This window comes from Pseudactinotalea sp. Z1748 (genome assembly GCF_049725185.1).
Taxonomy (GTDB): domain Bacteria; phylum Actinomycetota; class Actinomycetes; order Actinomycetales; family Beutenbergiaceae; genus CALKWS01.
This window is the reverse complement of record NZ_JBMPQB010000009.1, coordinates 64,809-83,355: the sequence shown is the minus strand read 5'-3', so window position 1 is coordinate 83,355 and position 18,547 is coordinate 64,809. Positions and strand designations below refer to the sequence as shown.

The following is an 18,547-nucleotide window of genomic DNA, read 5'->3' as shown; positions in this document are numbered from 1 at the left end:
CGGCGGTGTCAATTCTTGCCAAGGGGTACCGGGCACCTCGGCTACTGTCGCTGTACAGCCGCAGCGGTCGCGGGCGTAGATTGCTCACACAGACCGACGACGAGGAGGCCGTGTGCGCGCGCTGATCGCCCTCGGGGGCAATGCGATGACCTCCTCCACCGGTGAGGCCACGGTCGCCGCTCAGGAAGCGGCCCTGGGCACGGCGGCGGAACGGATCGCCGATCTGGTGGCCCGGGGCGTGGACGTGGTCATCACCCACGGCAACGGACCCCAGGTGGGCAACCTGCTGGTGAAGAACGAGTTGGCCGCCGATGTGGTGCCCATCGTCCCGCTGGACTGGTGCGGCGCCCAGACCCAGGGCACGATCGGCTACACCCTGACCAAGCGTCTGGATGAGGCGTTCGCGCGGCGCGGCCTCGACCGGCGCTCGGCATCGGTGGTCACCCGCGCCCTCGTCGACGCCGACGATCCCGGCTTCACCACCCCGACCAAACCCATCGGCCGGTTCCTGCCCGAGGCGCAGGCCCGGCGCTTCATCGCCGAGGGGCAGAACTGGCAGGACATGGGCGAGCGGGGATGGCGCCGGGTGGTGGCTTCGCCCGAACCGCGGGAGATCCTCGATGCCCCGGCGGTGCTGAACCTGGTGCGAGCGGGCTTCGTCACCGTCGCCGCCGGGGGCGGCGGGATCCCGGTGGTACGCGAGGACGGCGGCGCGCTCCTGGGGGTCGAAGCCGTGATCGACAAGGACCTCGCGGCCGCGTTGCTGGGCGTGTTGGTCGAGGCCGACGTCTTACTCATCGCCACCGACGTGGAGCACGCGATCGTGGGGTACGCCACCCCGCAGGCCCGGCCCTTGGGCACCATCGACGTGGCGGAGTTGACCGCGTTCGCCGCCGAGGGTCACTTCGCCGCGGGCAGCATGGGGCCCAAGGTCGAGGCAGCGCTGCGCTTCGCCCGCAGTGGCGGCCGTTCCGTGATCACCTCCCTGGACCACATCGTCGAGGCGGTCGAGGGCAGGGTCGGCACCCAGGTCACCGCCGCGCCCCAACCCGCCCACGCCGAACCCCACCAATCCCGCCCGTAGCAGTTCACCGAAAGGAACGACACCACGCCATGCCAGAAGCCATCGAGATCCGTAAGGTCCCCATCAAGAACGTCACGGACGCGTCCGGTCTCACCGAACTCATCGACGCCGGCATCATGCAGGCCGACCGCGTGATCGCCGTCATCGGCAAGACCGAGGGCAACGGCGGGGTGAACGACTACACCCGCATCATCGCCGACCGCGCCTTCCGGGAGGTGTTGATGGCCAAGGGCACCCGCAGCGAGGAGGAGGTCAAGCAGATCCCGATCGTGTGGTCCGGCGGGACCGACGGCGTCATCTCCCCGCACGCGACCATCTTCGCCACCGTGCCGGCCGAGGAGACCATCCGGACCGACGAGCCCCGGGTGTCGGTGGGCTTCGCGATGAGTGAGACCCTGCTGCCCGAGGAGATCGGGCGCACCCCGATGATCGAGAAGGTCGCCGCCGGGGTGAAGGTGGCCATGGAGCGCGCCGGCATCACCGACCCCGCCGACGTGCACTACGTGCAGACCAAGACCCCGTTGCTGACCATGCACACCATCGCCGACGCGAAGTCCCGCGGGGAGTCCGTGTGGACCGAGGACACCCTGGGCTCGATGGACCTGTCCAACGGCACCACCGCGCTGGGGATCGCCGTGGCCCTGGGTGAGATCGATATGCCCATCGACGCCGATGTGATGAAGAACCGGGACCTGTACTCCGCGGTGGCCTCCTGCTCCTCCGGGGTGGAGTTGGACCAGGCGCAGATCGTGGTGGTCGGCAACGCCCGCGGCGTGGGTGGCCGGTACAGGATCGGCCACGCGGTGATGCGCGATGCCATCGACACCGACGGCGTCTGGGACGCGATCCGCAACGCCGGGCTGGAGTTGCCCGATCGGCCGCACCGCGATGACATCGACGGGCGGCTGGTGAACGTCTTCCTCAAGTGCGAGACCTCCGGTGACGGCAAGGTCCGCGGGCGCCGCAACGCCATGATGGATGACTCCGACGTGCACTGGCACCGCCAGATCAAGGCCGCCGTGGGTGGGGTGACCGCCTCGGTGACCGGTGACCCAGCGGTGTTCGTGTCCGTCTCGGCCGCCCACCAGGGGCCCGACGGCGGTGGTCCGGTGGCCGCGATCGTGGACATGGGCGCCGAGCCGACCGGGTACCGCCCGCCGAAGCCGACCGCCTGAGCCGGCGGCGCCCGCGCCGCCCACGCCCCGCTGCGCCCGCGCCGCCCACGCCCCGCTGTGCCCGCGCCGCCCCCGCCGGAACTATCCAATTGGACGGTTGCGGCGAGTGGGGCTGCGGTGGGTCGCTGGAACTATCCAATTGGACGGTTGTGGCGAGTGGGGCTGCGGTGGGTCGCTGGAACTATCCAATTGGACGGTTGCGGCGGGTGGCGGGTGGCGCCCGGTGGCGCCCGGTTACAGGTCCGCGGGTGTGTCGACGTCCCGGCCGGTGGCCAGGCCCGAGCAGTCCACGGCCAGCACCTCACGGCCTCGGAGGTAGTCCCGAGCCCCACGGTCCCCGTGGGCGCTCGCGATCACCCCGGGCCAGTGCTCCCGGCCGATGAGCACCGGATGCGCCGCGCCTTGTCCGTAGTCCGCGCGGGCCAGCACGTCGGGTGCGGCGTGGTCGACCACCCGCGCGACGACGTCGGGCCCCACATCGGGCAGGTCCACCAGGTGGATCAGTGCAGCGGTTGCGCCGATCGGTCGCTCCTCGACGCCGGGCCCGTCCCGGCCAGTGCTCCCGGCCCAGTCGGTCAGCGACGCCAGGCCGGTGCGTAAGGACGCACCCATGCCGGTGGCCCAGTCGGTGGCCTCAAGAACCTGAACCTCCAGGCCGCCCAGCAACGCCCGTGCTTCCTCGGCGGCGGCACCGAGCACGACGACGACGGGGGAGCAGCCGCCGTCCTGCAGTGCCCGGACGGCAGCGGTGAGCCAGGGCGCGGCGTCGGCCGAGCGCATCAGCGCCTTCGGCCGGCCCATCCGCCGCCCGGCCCCGGCCGCCAGCAGGATGCCCGCCACGTCCGCCATCGGGTCAGCGTATCGCCGCGCCTCCCGAGGTGATGCTGGGCCCACCTGGGGCACCGGCGGCCCCCGGGGAGGGTCTGCTCGTGACTGCCGGTCCTTGACATTTCCGCCTGACGTGAGTTTCATGTCGAGTGAAACATGTTTCTTCAGTGGTGGTACTGGTTGCACCAGGATGGTGCGCGACCACCGGCCGAACGGGCCGTATCCGCCACGCTCCCCACCCCGGAGCAGGAGAGACGACATTCCCCCAGAACCGATGCGATGGAGCAGAAGCAATGGAGCAACGTCAGGGCAGTGCCGTGCTGACCAGAGAAGGGACCAGGCGAGTACTCGCGCTATCCCTCGGACTCGTGCTGGCCGCCGGTGCCGGTCTCGGCCAGGCGATGGCCGTACCGGAGCAGACCGGTGCGGCGGCACCGGAGACCGAACTGGTAGCCGTCGCCGATGCGTTGGTGCGCGACGGGCAGTACGCCGACGAGAACTATGCGAGCACCAGCCCGCTGCAGTGGAAGGTGGGATCTGCGGGGTTCAGCCGCGAGTCATTCGTGACCTTCGATCTCACGCCGCTGGAGGGTGAGATCGAGACCGCCACGCTCCGGATGTTCGGCCGGGTCAGCGGCGGTGAACCGCAGGAGTGGCCCGATGAGACACCAAACTTGATCCATGAGGTGCTCGAGGATTGGTCGGAGGACACCCTGACCTGGAACACCCGCCCAGCCGTGGCCCCGGAACCACTCACCAGTTTCGTCATCGGCGGGGAGAGCGACCAGTCGAACCGGTGGCACGAAGTGGACCTCACCGAGGCCCTGGCGGCAACGCTGGCTCAGGGCCACGAGGTGTTCAGCCTGCGCATGAGCCGGGACGTGGCCACCGGTCCCCTCGTGCAGATGCACTCCCGGGAGGCGTCCAACCCCCCGGTGCTGGTCATTAACGAGACCGAGACGGAACCGGAGCCTCCGATCGAGGGGCCGTTGCGCAGCGAACTGTACCCCGAGGACTGGCACCCCGGAATGATCGATGACGAGGGCCGATTCCTGCACGACTTCTCCTATGCTGGCTACCGGTACGGCGCTGAGGTGCCACAGAGCGTTCCCGGCCCGACCTTTGACGTCACTCACCCCCGGTTCGGCGCAGACCCCACCGGTGTGGAGGACTCCACCCAGGCGATCCAAGCGGCGATCGATGCGGCCGGGGCCGCAGGTGGCGGAACCGTGCACCTGCCCCCGGGCACGTTCCGGGTCGCCCCGCAGGGCGAATCCCGCGCGGTGCTGCACATCGGGTACGACGACGTGTTGTTGCGTGGTGCGGGCCCGGACCAGACCCGGATCTACAACTCCACTGCCGAAGGCATGCGGCAGAGCACCGTGGTGTTCATCGGACCGGACCGCGACCAGTGGCAGAGCTGGCATGACTCCGAGGCCGAGCAGGAGCGACCCGCGGTGGCCCTGACCCAGGACATCACCGAGCCGACCCGCACCCTTCATGTGGCCGACGCCGGTGGTTTCGCCGTCGGTGACTGGGTCATCTTGAAGGCCGATGTCACCGAGGAGTGGCTGGCTGAGCACCCGGTGGAGGATGGGCAGAACTGGACCCCGGACACCTTCCGGGCGCTGGTGTACCACCGCCAGATCACCGCCGTGGACGAGCAGGCGGGCACCGTGCAGATCGACATCCCGACCCGTTACACCATGTTGATGCGCGATGGCTTGCGGCTGCACCACCACCACGCCCCGCTGACCGGCGGCGGGATCGCCGATCTGTCGATGGGCGCCCGGCAGAGCGACCTGCCCGGAGACGACGGGGAGAACGACTACCTGGATCCCGACACGGCTGCGTACCAGGTTCACGGCTCCTCCCTGGTGACGTTCAACAACACCGTGGACGGCTGGGTGAACAACGTGCATACGTTCCGGCCGCAGGAGAACACCAGGGATGTGCACACCCTGTCCGGCGGGGTGCATGTCTGGTACGCACGCTCCATCACGGTTACTGACGCCGATATGCGCAACCCGCAGTACAACGGCGCGGGCGGCAACGGGTATCACTACCACCTGATGGGCAGTGACAGCCTGGTGCGCGACTCCTACGCCGAGGGTGGCCGGCACAACTATCTGGTGCAGGCTGTGCAGGGCACCGGAAATGTGTTCCTGGACAGCCACTCGGTCGATGGGGAGCGTGCTTCGGAGGCCCATCGCCACCTCGGAGCGGCCAACCTGTTCGACAACGTCTCGGTGGATGGTGACACCTTCGAGATGCGGTACCGGCCGTGGAGCACCCACGCGCACAGCACCACCGAGAGCGTTCTGTGGAACATCTCCGGAGAGAATTGCACCAGGGGCCGATTGGCTATGAGTCAGCAGTTCGGGTGGGGCTATGTGATCGGGACCACCGGCACCGGGGACTGCGCCATTATCGACACCCCTGGCGGGCAGTACACCGAACCGATCGACCACGTCGAGCACCAGGGTCTCGGCGAGTTGCTCGAACCTCGCTCGCTGTACCTGGACCAGCGCGAGCGTCGGCTGGATGCGCAAGACCCGGCGCCGGAACCACCGGTGGACGAGCTGCGCACCGCGCTGGACCAGCACATGGCCACCGGCGCCGTGGCCGGGCCGATCGCGGACCAGCTGACCAATGCCCTGGACGAGGTCGAACGGCACATTGACGGCGGGCGCACCACACCGGCCGTGGTGGCGCTCGAGCGCTTCCTGGAGCATCTGGAGAGCCCCGCACGGCCGGACGTCCTGACCGAGGACGCGGCCGCGGAACTGCGGGACCTGGCGCAATCGCTACGCCTCCACCTCCAGTAGGGCTCCCGGGGCGGGCCTGGCAACCACGAACCGCCAGGCCCGCCCCCAGCGGTGCCCGAGAAGTGTTCGGCGCCGATACCGGGCGTCGTTGCACCCGAGGCGGTAGGCCTGCACCGCGTGCCCTGCAGTTCCCGGCACCTGAGTCCATGGGTGCGGCCGGCGCCTTCCCGCTCAGAGCGCGGCCGGCACCTCCTCGCCGCGGGAGAACTGCGTGCGGTACAACTCGGCGTACCGGCCCCGGGCGGCGAGCAGCGCGCCGTGGCCGCCGGACTCCACGATGCGCCCGTCCTCGACCACCAGGATCGTGTCTGCCGCCTGGATGGTGGACAGGCGGTGCGCGATCACGATGGCGGTGCGCCCCGCCAGGGCCTCGGTGAGCGCGGCCTGCACGGCGGCCTCGGAGGTGGAGTCCAGGTGGGCCGTGGCCTCGTCCAGGATCACCACCCGAGGCTGGGCGAGCAGCATCCGGGCGATCGTGAGCCGCTGGCGCTCGCCGCCGGAGAGGCGGTACCCGCGTTCACCGACCACGGTGTCCAGGCCGTCGGGCAGGGAGGCGACCAACTCACCCAGGCGCGCCCGGTGCAGCACCGCCCAGACCTCCTCCTCGGACGCCTCCGGCCGGGCCAGCGCGACGTTGGCCCGCACCGTGTCGTGGAACAGGTGCCCGTCCTGGGTGACCATCCCGATGGCATCGCGCAGGGAGTCGCGGGTGGCATCGCGCACGTCCAGCCCGCCGAGGCGCACGGCGCCGGAGTCGACGTCGAACAGCCGCGGGATGAGGGAGGCGATGGTGGACTTTCCCGCGCCGGTTGAGCCCACCAGCGCCACGGTCTGCCCGGGTTCGGCGCGCAGGTTCACCTGGTGCAGCACCGTCGCACCGGCCCGCGGGTCCAGCGTGGCGACCTCCTCCAGAGAGGCCAGTGAGACCTGATCGGCCGAGGGGTAGGCGAAGGAGACCTCGTCGAACTCGACCGACAACGGCCCATCCGGCAGCGCCACCGCGTCGGGCTTCTGCCTGATGAGGGGGCGCAGGTCGAGCACCTCGAAGACCCGCTCGAAACTGACCATCGCGTTCATCACCTCCACCCGGGTGTTGGCCAGGGCCGTCAGCGGCGCATACAGCCGGGTCAGCAACAGCGCCAGGGCCACCACCGCGCCGGCCTCCAACTCCCCGGCCAGCGCGAAGAACCCGCCCAGGCCGTAGACCACCGCCAGCGCCAGGGCCGAGACCAGGGTCAGGGCGATGAAGAAGACCTCCTGGACCATCGCCGAGCGCACCCCGATGTCACGGACCCGGGCGGCCCGGGAGGCGAATTCGACCGACTCGCGCTCCGGGCGGCCGAACAACTTGATCAGGGTGGCGCCGGCGGCGGAGAACCGTTCGGTCATCTGGGTGCTCATGGTGGCGTTGTGGTTCGCGGCCTCGCGTCGCAGCCGGGCCAGCCGCGCACCCATCCGCCGCGCCGGGAGCACGAACACCGGCAGCAGCAGCAGCGTCATCACCGTGATCTGCCAGGACAGTGAGACCATCGCGATCAGCGCCAGCACCAGGGTGACGACGTTGCTGACCACCCCGGAGAGGGTGTCGGAGAAGGCGCGTTGGGCGCCGATCACGTCGTTGTTCAGCCGGCTCACCAGCGCACCGGTGCGGGTGCGGCTGAAGAACGCGACCGGCATCGTCTGCACGTGGTCGTAGACCGTGGTGCGCAGGTCCAGGATGAGCCCTTCTCCGATGTTGGCCGACAACCAGCGCTGCACCAGGCCGAACCCGGCCTCGGCGAGCGCGATGAGCCCGATCAGCACGGCGAGGACGACGACGACGCGCACCTCGGCGTTCTGGGTGATCGCGTCGATGACGCGCCCCGCCAGCAGAGGTGTGGCCACGGCCATGGCGGCGGTCAGGACGCTGACCAGGGTGAACCAGACGATCCGGCGCCGGTGCGGGACGGCGAAGGCGGCGATCCGGGCGAGCGTGGCGCGGGAGAATGGCCGGCGGTCGTTCTGGGCGTGCATGGCGGTGTACATCGAGTGCCACGCGGTGGACTCCATGCTCATGGGGTGCTCCCCTGGGGTCGGGATCATGCGGGGGTCGTCGGGATCGTGCGGCGGGTGGGGTTGCCCACTGGGTGGGATAGCGCCCCTGGACGGGCCGGGCCGCGCCGGAGGCACTACTGTGTACCCTCAACCAAGGTTGAGGTCAACGGGATTCTGGAGCGATCATGACCACCGCGCCCGCGTGGAGCCGCTATGAACTCAGCATCGGGGAGTTGGCCGCCCGCAGTGGGGTGGCGGCCTCAGCGCTGCACTTCTACGAGCGCAAGGGCCTGATCACCAGCACTCGGACGGCCGGAAACCAGCGTCGCTACCGGCGCGACACCCTGCGTCGGGTGGCGCTGATCCGCATCGCCCAGCGGGTGGGGATCCCGCTGGCGCAGGTGCGCGAGGCGCTCGCGGAACTGCCCGCCGGGCGCACCCCCACGCGGGCGGACTGGCAGCGGCTCTCGGGACGTTGGCGAGCGGAGTTGGACGAGCGCATCCACCAGCTGCAGCAGTTGCGCGATGACTTCACCGAATGCATCGGGTGCGGCTGCCTCTCCCTCGACCGGTGCGGGCTGGCGAATCCCGAGGACGCCTACGGCCGTCGCGGGCCGGGGCCGAGGCGGCTGCTGGAAGAGTGAGGGCCGGGGTTGCCGCCGGCAGCACGCCTGTCACGTCCGGCGTCAGCCGAGCGCCCGACGGATCCGCGCGGCGTAGTCGGCGGCCTCGCCCTCGTCATACCGCTGGCGGGGCCAGAAGAACCCGCGCAAGCCGTCCTTGCGGCGCCGCGGGATCACGTGGGAATGCAGGTGCGCCACGCTCTGGCTGACGACGTTGTTCATCGCCACGAACGTCCCATGTGCCCCTAGCGCCTCGGGCAGCGCGGCGGACACGCGCTGCACCGCGGCGAAGAACGGTCCCACCTGCGCCGGGGGCAGGTCCGGCAACGTCACGTGGTGCTCGCGCGGGATCACCAGCACGTGGCCCTTGAACAGCGGGTGGATGTCCAGGAAGGCCAACGCGTCCTCGGTGTCCAGCACCAGGTTCGCCGGCTCGGTGTGGTCGGCGATGCGGCAGAAGGCGCAGGTGTTCATGAGGCCCGGGAGAGGGGATGTGGTGTGGTGCGGGGTCGATCCATGGGGGTGATGATGGCAGCGGCTCGTTGCGCGCGCCCGTTGGCTGCGGGCGGCCGAGCGGGAGGAAGACCAGGACGACGGCACGCACCTGCTCTTGCGTGGCCACGTGCGCCCGGCGGTAATCCAGCCGCTGCTTTGGCGCAGTTATATGACCTCGACCTGCACCGAGTGCCACCCGGTGGCGCCGTCGGGCACCGGTGGCATGGCGCGTTCGGTCTGGGTGGCCCCGCTGCCGTCGGTGGCGCGTACGACGATCACGTGCTCACCGGGTGTGGCCTCCCAGTCCAGGTGCCACATCCGCCAGGCATCCACGCTGGGCTCGGCGGCCAGGGTGGCCTGCTGCCAAGGCTCGTTGTCGATCCGGACCTCGACTGCGCTGATGCCGCGGTGCTGGGCCCAGGCCACCCCGGCGATCACCGTCGCCCCGGCCTGCACGCGCTCGCCGGCCGGGACGTCGATGCGCGATGCGGTCTTGATCGGCCCGCGCTCGGACCAACCTCGCGGGCTCCAGTACCCCTCGTCGTCGGCGAACCGGGTGACTTTCAGATCTGTCACCCACTTGGTTGCCGACACGTACCCGTACAGCCCGGGCACCACCAGCCGCACCGGGAATCCGTGCTGGGCCGGCAGCGGCCGCCCGTTCATCGCCACCGCCAGCAGGGCGTTGCGCTCGTCGGTGAGGACGTTCAGCGGAGTGCCGGCGCTCCACCCGTCGGCGCTGGTGGACAGCACCATGTCCGCATCCGGGTCCGGCTCGGCCCGGGCGAGGAGCTCGCGCACCGGCCACCCGGTCCATACCGCGTTACCGACCAGGTCCCCACCGACCGGGTTAGACACGCACGTCAGTGTCACGGCCGCCTCCACCAATTCCTGGGCCAGTAAGTGATCGAAGTCGATCTCCACCTCCCGTTCCACCAGGCCGTGCACCCGCAGCCGCCACGTGCCCGGGTCCACCTGCGGCACCGCTAGCGCGGTATCGATCCGGTAGAAGGCGTCGTTCGGGGTTCGCCAGGGCGAGAGTCCCTCCACACCCGGATCGACCTGTGCCGGAATCACCACCGGCTCGGCCACGGCCGGCACGGTGAACATCTCCCGTGCGGCGCGCACCACCTGACCGGCGCCCTGCAGCGCCCGGCCGGCCACGACACCCAGCGTCCCCAGTACCGTCAGCGAGGCGCCCCAGACCAGCACCGAACGCCGGTCGGTGCTCGTGGCCGGCTGCTCCACCCCGGCCTGCCGTTGCGGGCGCGGCCGGCTGAGCCCGTTCATCACGAACAGGCCGACGACGACGGCGACCGCGGTGGGTACGACGTCGCCCACCTGCGCCCCAGGACGGGTGAGCACCGCCATCGTCCCCACCGCACCCACCACCACGAAGGTGAGCATCGCCGTCGTCATCCGGCTGGCCGCAAGACGCCCGATGCCGGCGCAGACCACGGCCAGCACCACGCCCATCCCGACCAGCAGCACGGTCTTGTCCGCGGTGCCGAAGGTGGCGATGGCGAGGTCGCGCAGCCACGCCGGGGAGTAATCGACGGTCGTGTCGGCCACTGCCAGCAGCGGTGACGGGGTGGCCCCGGCGCCGCCGGTGCGGGTGAGCAGGGCAGCGCCGATCTCCGCCATGCCGAGGGTCACCGCCCCCGCGGCCACCCCGGCCAGCGCGGCTTCTGCTGCGGAGCCCCGGCTCATCACCCCATGATCGCACTAGGTGGTAACTCATCCGCATGTGCTGATCCATCGCGATCAGTCCGGAAGGTGAACTTGACCTAGACCTGTCGCGCCGCCTTGTCAATCCGCAGCTACCGGGGCTCACCGGATGTGGCCGGAACCGTTGGTGCGGACTGGGCCGAGCGGCCCTGCGTCAATGCCGCCCCGGCGGGACCCCGATCGTCGAGGAACTCGAAACCACCTGCCTGCATGCGCCCGACCCGAACCTCCAGGCCGGCACCAACCCAAGGGAGACGGCGGGGCGCGGCGTCCCTAGAAACGGCATCGAAAGCAGGCGACGCGCCGAGGCAATGCCACCTCAGATCCGCATCGCTAGCGTATTGAGGCCGATTCTTAGGAGTGGCCCTGAACGCTCGTTTCGATCGCCGCCAAAGGTGTGCGACCTCGTTGGGAATTTCGGTACGCCTGAGCGCTCGCGCGAGAGCGGTCGTTGACACGGTCCTGTATCCACTGGCCTGAAGGAGAATATTCAACTGAGAGATGATCCTCTTGGGCCCCGGAACTTCGCAACGCGATGATTGATGCTGTCAGGGGTGCGCACGACGCGTTGCGAGAAACTGCCCGCGTCTTCGGTGTGGCTCGCCTCGGTTCCAATGTCAGAGGCAGACTCGCTGGCGTTCTTCGCGGCGCGATCTCGGAGAGGTTCCTTGTCGAGCAGGGCGGAACGGTTCAAGAAGCAACGAGTGAATAGATGGGGCGGTCCAGTTCCGCATCCATCCGCCTCGGCGCTGAGCCCGCACATACTCACCCCCCGGTTCCGCCTCCGACCGGCTCCGCCCACCGGTAGCGTTTAGGTTCGACGAACTGGCCGAAGGGGATCATGAGGTTCGCGCGACTTCGATATGCGGCGCTGCTGGCAGGGCTGCTGGCGCTGGTGGCGGCCGGGTGCACATCCCCCGCACCGGACGCGTCCCCGGATGAGGGGATCACAGCTGCTCCCGTCGAGGACGAGGACGGGTCGCTGCCCGCCCCGGACGCGCCGAGCGACGAACCACCACCCACCACCACGACCACGCTGGTCCGGGACGCCGTGGCGGCCGGGCGACTGGATGAGCCCACCGGTCTGATGTACCGGGTGTGGGGTCAGTTCAACGACCCGCGCCTGCCACAGGAGTACCGCGGGGAATCCGCCTCCCACGATTCCGCGGCGCTGAACCGAGCGGTCCGGGAGTTGGATACGCTGCCTGCCGAGGTAGTTGAGGCCGTGGGCCCGTATCTCCTGCGCCCCACGGACCCGCAGAGCGCGTTCAGTCACAGCCCGGACGGGGCGGGGGGTGGGCAGGGCGACGGCGAGGGCCAGAACGCCACCGGAAACCAGGACGACGGCGAAGGTCCCGATGGTGAGGCCGGTGCCGGGGGCGCCGAGGCCCGGTGGCAGCAGGCTGCGCTCTCGTGGACCGAGGTGAACGCCCCGGAGAACAACGATACCGCCGGCCGGCAGTGCCCGGGCGACTGGGAGACCCGGGCCAGCGACCAGGTCCCTTTCCGGGTGTGGATCTGCGCCGACCGCGGTGCGGGCACGGTGGGGGCCGAGGAGGCGTTGGACGCCGTCATCGGGATCGTCGATGACACTGTGCCGGAGATGATCAAACCCGTTCCGGACGGCATGGGCCCCCCGAAGCCGGACCGGCCCGGGGATGATCCGCATCCGGACTCCGATGACAAGGTCGACATCTACCTGCTGGATGTGGGCTGGCTCGGCCCGGAACGTCGGGGCCAGGCGATCAGCATCGACCGAGGCGCACATGGTGTGGCTATCGCGACGCGTCCGGCTGGGCGTACCGCCTCCAGCGGCTTCATCCTCATCGACGCCGGCATCCTGGAGACCGACGGAACCGGTCCGGACTCGGAGTTGGCCCGCGTGGTGGTGCACGAGGTCTTCCACGTGCTGCAGTTCGCTCATCATGACTACCTCGAGGACCTCTGGTTCATCGAGGGCACCGCAACCTGGGCGGAGCGGTACTACCTGCCCGGAGATTTCGGGGATGAGCACCTGCGGCACTTGCACATCATGCAGTCGGAGGACGACTCGCTGGTTGCCGAGACCCGGCCGGACAAGCCCTACGCCACCGCCCTCTGGGCAATGTTCATGGAGCAGACGGCCGGGTCCCAGTCCATCTTCAACACCTGGCAGAACTTGTCGGGAACCGGCGGTGCGCACGAGGACGTGCTGGCGGCGATCGACGCGTACGTGCCGGTCCAGACCAGGTTCCCGGATTTCGTGATGCGGATGGTCAACGCGAACCCGGCGGGCAACCCCATCGGCACCAGGTTCGTGCACCTGGACCCCAACTTCCCAGATGACGTGCTGCCCCCGATGCCCGACCATGACCTGGGCGAGGACGCACTGACCATCGACCACACCGGCGTCCCCGGGCTGGGGTATGAGCACCACATCATCTATCCCGACGGCCCGCGCGATGAGACGGTCGGAGTGGGCGTCACGGTCGAACTTGAGGACGAGGGCATCCCCACGATGGAAGCGCTCGTGCGCGACGAGCGTGGTAGATACAGCCGGCGCACGGTCAGGCTCACCCCGGACGGCAACGAGTTCTGCGTCGCCGGGATCCTCATGCTTATCGTGTCCAACTCGCACACCGACCCCGACGCGGCACTGTCGGGTGAGGCCACCGTCGAGAGGATCCACGATCTGCATTGCGACCCGCCTGCGGGGGAACTGCTCCTGGAGATGGAGGGTCAGTACGACGACCCACCCACGATGCTCCCGGTCTCCAGCCACGCGGAGGTGCACTGGAACGGTTCCCTTCGTGTGCAACTCGAAGAGGTCGACGACGGCGGGATGCTCCCCCCGCGTTCGCTACCGGGCGTCGAGGATGACGATCTCCCGGCACCAAGGCATGGTGGGGGCGGCACGAGATACTCGGGCGCGGGTTCGGAGTGGTCGGTGCACGGGTCGTTCCGAAGCGAACGCTGCTCTCCCCACGGTGGATGTGCGGGTCACGTGGTCGAGCAGCGGTTCGACGCCCAGGAAACACTGGGTGGAGCGTGGGGCGAGACCGAGAATAGCGGCTACCTCGCCGCAGAGGTCGACGGCGACGGCTTGCACCTACACGGCCAGCTTCCGGTGACGGTCACCACCGTCATCCACGACCCCGGGCAGGCGACGGTCACCCGTACGGACGTCGAGCACTGGCCGCTGACCTGCCACACCGGCCGGCCGTTCCACTACGTGACTTCGAGGCATGACATCTACGTCCCCCCGGACTCGCGCACCACCCTCACCGGCTACCTGAGCGATGAGGACCGCTCCGTGATCGACGTCGAATGTTCCCGGACGTGGCAGCCCACGGCCGCCGGCTCCTCGGGCACCACGACCTTCACCGCCAACGGCATCCTCATCCTCGACGACTGACCGCCCTGCTCGGCGGCTGGCGGTGCGCCCCCACTGGCAGCACCTGCGGTGTTCGGCGACAGTGGCATGGCCACCACAAGGGCCGGTGACGATCACCCCAGAGGAGGCCGCCATGATGCAGATGCACACCACGCCCGAGGGCCTGATCGAGGTGGCAGCCTCGGGCACGGTCACCGAGGAGGACTACGAGCGCCTCACCCCGCAGATCCACGCCGCGCTGGACCAGCATGCGCGCCTACGCATGCTCGCCGACCTGAGCCGGATGGAGGGTGTGAGCCCCAGCGGGGTGAAGGAGGACGTGAAACTCGCCCTCTCCCGCCTGGGAGATCTGTCCAGGTTCGAGCGGGTGGCGGTGCTCACCGACGGCGGCGTGGTCCGGGCACTGTCCAAGGCCGGAGGCGCGCTCATCCCGGGTGTGGACGTGGAACTGTTCGAGCCAGGGCAGCGCCAGCAGGCGTTGGCGTGGCTGGATGCTGGCGAATGAAGTCGCTGACCAACTCGGCCAGAGCCTCGGTGCGGGTGGTTGCAGCCACATGTCCCGCCCCAGGGACCACGGGGTGGTCGGACTGGGGAGCCAGCGTTGCAACACCATCCCAGCCCAGCGCTGCTTCGTCGGTCAAGAGGCCGACGGCGCGGGCAGCGTGCTCGCACTTCTGTCACCCAGCGGTCGGTGTCGTGGCCATCGACGCCGCCCAGGCGTCCAGCCCCTCCTGGATCTGGGCATCGGTGCGCTCCTGCACCCGGGTCATGATCGTCCAGCGCACCCCGAACGGGTCCTGGATGGAGGCGAACCGGTCCCCGGTCACCTCGAAGTCGGCCGCTTCCTCCCGCACCCGCGCCCCGCGCTCGCGCGCCGCCTGCAGCACCGCATCAACGTCTGGAACGTAGATCCCCAGGCTGAAACTGACGTCGTCGTCCTTGGTGTTGGCCACGGTGTGGAACGCCTCGTTCGGGTCCATCACGGTCATCCGGCCGTGGCCCAGGCTCAGCTCACAGTGCCAGACCGACCCGTCCGGGCCGTCCATCCGGGTCACGACCTCGGCGCCGAACACGGCCGCGTAGAAGTCGATCGCGGCGCTCGCCGGGGCGACCACGATCAGTGGGCTGAGGGTGGTGAAGCCATCGGGCAGATAGTGCGTGCTCATGGGCTCCAGCCTCCCTACAGTGACGCATGTGGGGCTTGAAGATCCGCGACAACCTGCCGCCCACGCCGGCCGCCAGGGCGCGGTGCTGTGGCCGAAGGCCGGCGCCCGGGTGTTCGACACCGGCCGCCTGAGCGTGCCCGCGCCCCTGGATCAGGTGGTGGCCTACTACTGGTGGGTCACCTGGCGCCACGAGGAACCCGCACCCTTCCGCCAGCAGGTGCTGTCCCACCCGGTCACCCACCTGACCGTCGAGGCCGCCGAGGGCGGGATCCTGCACAACCGCACCGTCCCGGCCGCACTCGTGCACGGCCTGGTCACCAAGGTCTTCACCGCCGACCTGCCGGTGGCCGGGCGCGTGGCCGGCATCGCCTTCCACCCCGGCGGCCTGGCCGCCCTGCTGGACCGGGACGTACGGGAGTTGACCGACGCCGTCGTCGGGGCCGAGCAGGTCTTCGGGCCCGCTGTTGCCGGGTTCACCGAGCAGGTACTGCAAGCCGACGACGACGAGGCTCGCCGCGATATCGCCGTCACCTTCCTGAGCACCTACTGGGCGCACCGGGCCGAGCAGGTGCGTGCCGATTCGGGGTATGCGGTGGTGCGGGCGGCGGTGGAGTTGATGCGCGAGCGCGAGCACGTGAGGCTGGCACCGATCGCCGAGCACGTGCACGTCTCGGAGCGCACCCTGCAACGGTTGTTCACCCGGTACGTGGGCGCCTCCCCGCTGTGGGTGCTGCGCCGGCACCGGCTCCAGGACGCCGTGGCCGCCCTGGAAGCCGGTGCGGGCGAGGACCTCTCGGCGCTCGCGGCCTCCCTGGGATTCGCCGACCACGCCCACCTCACCCGCGCCTTCACTCAGGTGATCGGGGTGCCGCCGTCGCGTTACCGGGCGGCGCAGCGCTAGCGACTGACCCCGGGCCCGAGGCCCGACCGCGGCGGCGGTGGCCATCTAGGGCTGGGTGCCGTAGGCGCGCAGGAAGGTTTGCGCCCCGGCCAGGGCCTTGCGCCGCACCCGGGCGCGTGACATCGGCGGGGCGCCCAGCATCCGGCGGTCCAGGTCCGCGCCCATCACCAGGAACGCGAAGTGCTCGGCGGCCAGGTCCGGGTCCTCGGCGGCCAACTGGCCGCGCTCGGTGAGTGCGCCGAAGGCGGCCGCGAGGGCGGTGAGGACCGCCTCCGGGGCTCTGCTGCGGTACTGCTGGGCCAGGTCGGGGAACTCGGCGGACTCGGTGGCCACCAGCCGGCGCAGGTCGGTCACCTGCCCGATCAGCACGTCCTGGGCCAGGCGCACCGCCAGGTGCGGCAGGTCCGGAGTCGCCTCGGCCACGTTCTCGATCTCGGCGACCAGATCGGCGATGAAGGTCTCGGCGATCGCGATCGAGGCCTCGAGGGCGGTGCGGAACAGGGTCTCCTTGTCCTCGTACAGGTTGTAGATGGTGCGCTTGGTGATACCTGCCCGGGCGGCGACGTCAGCCACGCTGGTGTCCCGGTAGCCCTGCTCGGCGAAGCAGTGCCGGGCCGCGTCGATGATGCGGGCGCGTGAGCGCAGCACCCGGGGGTCTTCCATGTTCGGCTCCCATCTTTTACACTCCTCAGTGTAAGAGGTGAAGACTATGGCCGATACCGCACCCACACTGAACCGCGACGCCGCGATCACCCGCAGCCTGCTCGGCTGGGGCGTGGTGGCCGGGCCGTTCTACCTCATCGTCGGCCTGGTGCTGGCCCTGACCCGGCCCGGCTTCGACCTGAGCGCCCACGCGCTCTCGCTGCTCACCCTGGGTGAGGGCGGGTGGATGCAGCGGGCCAACCTGGTGCTGAGCGGGCTGATGGTGCTCGCGGCCGCCTACGGCATCTTCCGGGCGATCCGCACCGGGCGCGGGCTCGCGGTCTCCGCCCTGGTGGCCGTCTACGGTGCCGGCCTCATCCTGAGCGCGATCTTCCGGCCGGACCCGATGGCCGGGTTCCCGCCGGACGCGGCAGAGGCCACCGCTTCCACCGGGGGTATCTTGCACCTGGTGTTCGGGGCGCTGGGGTTCCTCGCCCTGGCCGCCGCGGCGCTGGCGTATGCGGCCTGGATGCGCGCGGACTCGGTCCCCGGCCCCCGGTGGCCGGCGATCGGCCTCGCGGTGCTGATCGTGGCCGGGTTCGTCGGCGGGGCGGCGCTGGCCACCAGCCCGGCCGGGGTGGCGCTGCTGTGGCTGGCCGTGATCGCCGGCTGGCTCTGGCTCGCCCTGGCGTGCGCGCGGATCTACCGCTGGGTACCGCACCCGGACACCGGAGAAGTTGCGTGAGACCGGCCCGGTGCCCGAGCCGAGTCCGCGTCCGAGGCCTGCCCGCGGTACCGCCGACCGTCTTCGGGGCGGGTGCGGACCGACGGCAACGGCGTTAGCGTCGAGAACATGCGATCGTCGAACCCACTGCATGAGCCGGCCGCCCACCTCCCGGACGGCGTGCAGATGCCGATGCTGGGTTTCGGGACGTGGCAGATCAGTGGCGAGCAGTGCCGCCGCGCCGTGGCCACCGCCCTGGGTGCGGGGTACCGGCACCTGGACACCGCCGCGATGTACCGCAACGAGGCTGAGGTCGGCCAGGCGCTGGTGGACTCGGGGCTGCCCCGCGAGGACGTCTTCATCACCACGAAACTGTTGCCCGCCGACGCGGCCCGAGCCCGCGAGGCGCTGGAGGACAGTCTGGCCGTCTTGAACGTGCCGAGCGTGGACCTCTACCTGATCCACTCCCCACCTGATGAGGGTGGCCCCGGCATCTGGGAGCAACTGCTCGCCGCCCGTGAGGAGGGGCTCGCCCGGGCTGTGGGCGTGAGCAACTACAGCATCGACGAGGTCGATGAGTTGATCGAGGCCACCGGAGTCGCCCCGGCGGTGAAGCAGGTGCGGTGGGCGCCGTCGGTGCACGACCCGGTGTTTCTGGCCGAGTCCGCCGAGCGCGGCGTCGTCGTGGAGGGGTACAGCCCGTTCCGCAGCAGCGACCTGGAGGACCAGACCCTCGGCGCCATCGCCGATGCCCACGATGTCACCCCCGCCCAGGTGGTGCTGCGCTGGCATCTGCACCACGACATCGTGGTGATCCCCAAGTCGGTCACGCCGCAGCGGATCCGCGCCAACGCCGACCTCTTCGGCTTCTCCCTGACCGCGGACGAGGTGGCCCGCATCGACGCACTGGCGGGCTGAGCGCCCGCCGGCAGGGCAGGGCGTGGCG

Annotated in this window: 15 protein-coding genes; 9 read left to right on the top strand and 6 right to left on the bottom strand. The window is 70.1% G+C overall.

Going from position 1 to position 18,547, the window contains the following annotated elements; translation table 11 throughout:
• Nucleotides 1–112: 112 nt before the first annotated feature.
• Together ACO0LU_RS16765 and ACO0LU_RS16760 are read left to right on the top strand one after the other, a co-directional pair.
• Entirely contained in the window at nt 113–1,084 is a 972-nt protein-coding gene (locus ACO0LU_RS16765; protein ID WP_424792488.1) for a carbamate kinase, read from the top strand.
• A gap of 29 nt (nt 1,085–1,113) precedes the next feature.
• Nucleotides 1,114–2,259, top strand: a complete 1,146-nt coding sequence (locus ACO0LU_RS16760; protein ID WP_424792487.1) for a ring-opening amidohydrolase — start codon at nt 1,114–1,116, stop codon at nt 2,257–2,259.
• Between the two features lie 234 nt (nt 2,260–2,493).
• On the opposite strand, the gene ACO0LU_RS16755 is transcribed toward ACO0LU_RS16760, so the two are convergent.
• Nucleotides 2,494–3,108 carry a nucleotidyltransferase family protein gene (locus ACO0LU_RS16755; protein WP_424792486.1) on the bottom strand — a complete coding sequence of 205 codons (615 nt, stop codon included), beginning with the start codon at nt 3,106–3,108 and terminating at the stop codon, nt 2,494–2,496.
• A 272-nt stretch (nt 3,109–3,380) separates the two neighbouring features.
• Between ACO0LU_RS16755 and ACO0LU_RS16750 the strand changes: the two genes are divergently transcribed.
• On the top strand, nt 3,381–5,915 hold the full coding sequence (locus ACO0LU_RS16750; RefSeq protein ID WP_424792485.1) for a DUF7594 domain-containing protein: 2,535 nt from the start codon (nt 3,381–3,383) through the stop codon (nt 5,913–5,915).
• 171 nt (nt 5,916–6,086) lie between these two features.
• On the opposite strand, the gene ACO0LU_RS16745 is transcribed toward ACO0LU_RS16750, so the two are convergent.
• Nucleotides 6,087–7,970 (bottom strand): ABC transporter ATP-binding protein, encoded by a 1,884-nt coding sequence (locus ACO0LU_RS16745; protein WP_424792484.1) that lies wholly within the window; start codon nt 7,968–7,970, stop codon nt 6,087–6,089.
• A 164-nt stretch (nt 7,971–8,134) separates the two neighbouring features.
• Between ACO0LU_RS16745 and soxR the strand changes: the two genes are divergently transcribed.
• Complete coding sequence (soxR, locus tag ACO0LU_RS16740; protein ID WP_424792483.1) at nt 8,135–8,593, top strand: redox-sensitive transcriptional activator SoxR; 459 nt, start codon at nt 8,135–8,137, stop codon at nt 8,591–8,593.
• Nucleotides 8,594–8,635: 42 nt separating this feature from the next.
• Here the strand turns inward: soxR and ACO0LU_RS16735 are convergent, their stop codons facing one another.
• Nucleotides 8,636–9,046 carry an HIT family protein gene (locus ACO0LU_RS16735; RefSeq protein WP_424792482.1) on the bottom strand — a complete coding sequence of 137 codons (411 nt, stop codon included), beginning with the start codon at nt 9,044–9,046 and terminating at the stop codon, nt 8,636–8,638.
• Between the two features lie 186 nt (nt 9,047–9,232).
• A complete protein-coding gene (locus tag ACO0LU_RS16730) occupies nt 9,233–10,777 on the bottom strand; it encodes a molybdopterin-dependent oxidoreductase (RefSeq protein WP_424792481.1) in 1,545 nt (514 codons plus the stop codon).
• An 859-nt stretch (nt 10,778–11,636) separates the two neighbouring features.
• Here ACO0LU_RS16730 and ACO0LU_RS16725 point away from each other — a divergent pair.
• Both ACO0LU_RS16725 and ACO0LU_RS16720 read left to right on the top strand, forming a co-directional pair.
• Nucleotides 11,637–14,189: a hypothetical protein gene (locus tag ACO0LU_RS16725; RefSeq protein WP_424792480.1), complete on the top strand. Its 2,553-nt coding sequence runs from the start codon at nt 11,637–11,639 to the stop codon at nt 14,187–14,189.
• Between the two features lie 112 nt (nt 14,190–14,301).
• The gene (locus ACO0LU_RS16720; protein WP_424792479.1) at nt 14,302–14,673 is read left to right on the top strand and encodes an STAS/SEC14 domain-containing protein; all 372 of its coding nucleotides are present in this window, start codon (nt 14,302–14,304) and stop codon (nt 14,671–14,673) included.
• A 172-nt stretch (nt 14,674–14,845) separates the two neighbouring features.
• On the opposite strand, the gene ACO0LU_RS16715 is transcribed toward ACO0LU_RS16720, so the two are convergent.
• Nucleotides 14,846–15,334, bottom strand: a complete 489-nt coding sequence (locus ACO0LU_RS16715) for a VOC family protein (protein ID WP_424792478.1) — start codon at nt 15,332–15,334, stop codon at nt 14,846–14,848.
• 28 nt (nt 15,335–15,362) lie between these two features.
• Between ACO0LU_RS16715 and ACO0LU_RS16710 the strand changes: the two genes are divergently transcribed.
• On the top strand, nt 15,363–16,235 hold the full coding sequence (locus tag ACO0LU_RS16710; RefSeq protein ID WP_424792477.1) for an AraC family transcriptional regulator: 873 nt from the start codon (nt 15,363–15,365) through the stop codon (nt 16,233–16,235).
• A 45-nt stretch (nt 16,236–16,280) separates the two neighbouring features.
• Here the strand turns inward: ACO0LU_RS16710 and ACO0LU_RS16705 are convergent, their stop codons facing one another.
• A complete protein-coding gene (locus ACO0LU_RS16705) occupies nt 16,281–16,898 on the bottom strand; it encodes a TetR/AcrR family transcriptional regulator (RefSeq protein WP_424792476.1) in 618 nt (205 codons plus the stop codon).
• 46 nt (nt 16,899–16,944) lie between these two features.
• On the opposite strand from ACO0LU_RS16705, the gene ACO0LU_RS16700 reads away from it, so the two are divergent.
• Both ACO0LU_RS16700 and ACO0LU_RS16695 read left to right on the top strand, forming a co-directional pair.
• Nucleotides 16,945–17,622, top strand: a complete 678-nt coding sequence (locus ACO0LU_RS16700; protein ID WP_424792475.1) for a DUF998 domain-containing protein — start codon at nt 16,945–16,947, stop codon at nt 17,620–17,622.
• A gap of 108 nt (nt 17,623–17,730) precedes the next feature.
• Nucleotides 17,731–18,519, top strand: a complete 789-nt coding sequence (locus tag ACO0LU_RS16695; RefSeq protein ID WP_424792474.1) for an aldo/keto reductase — start codon at nt 17,731–17,733, stop codon at nt 18,517–18,519.
• The last annotated feature ends 28 nt before the right edge of the window (nt 18,520–18,547 follow it).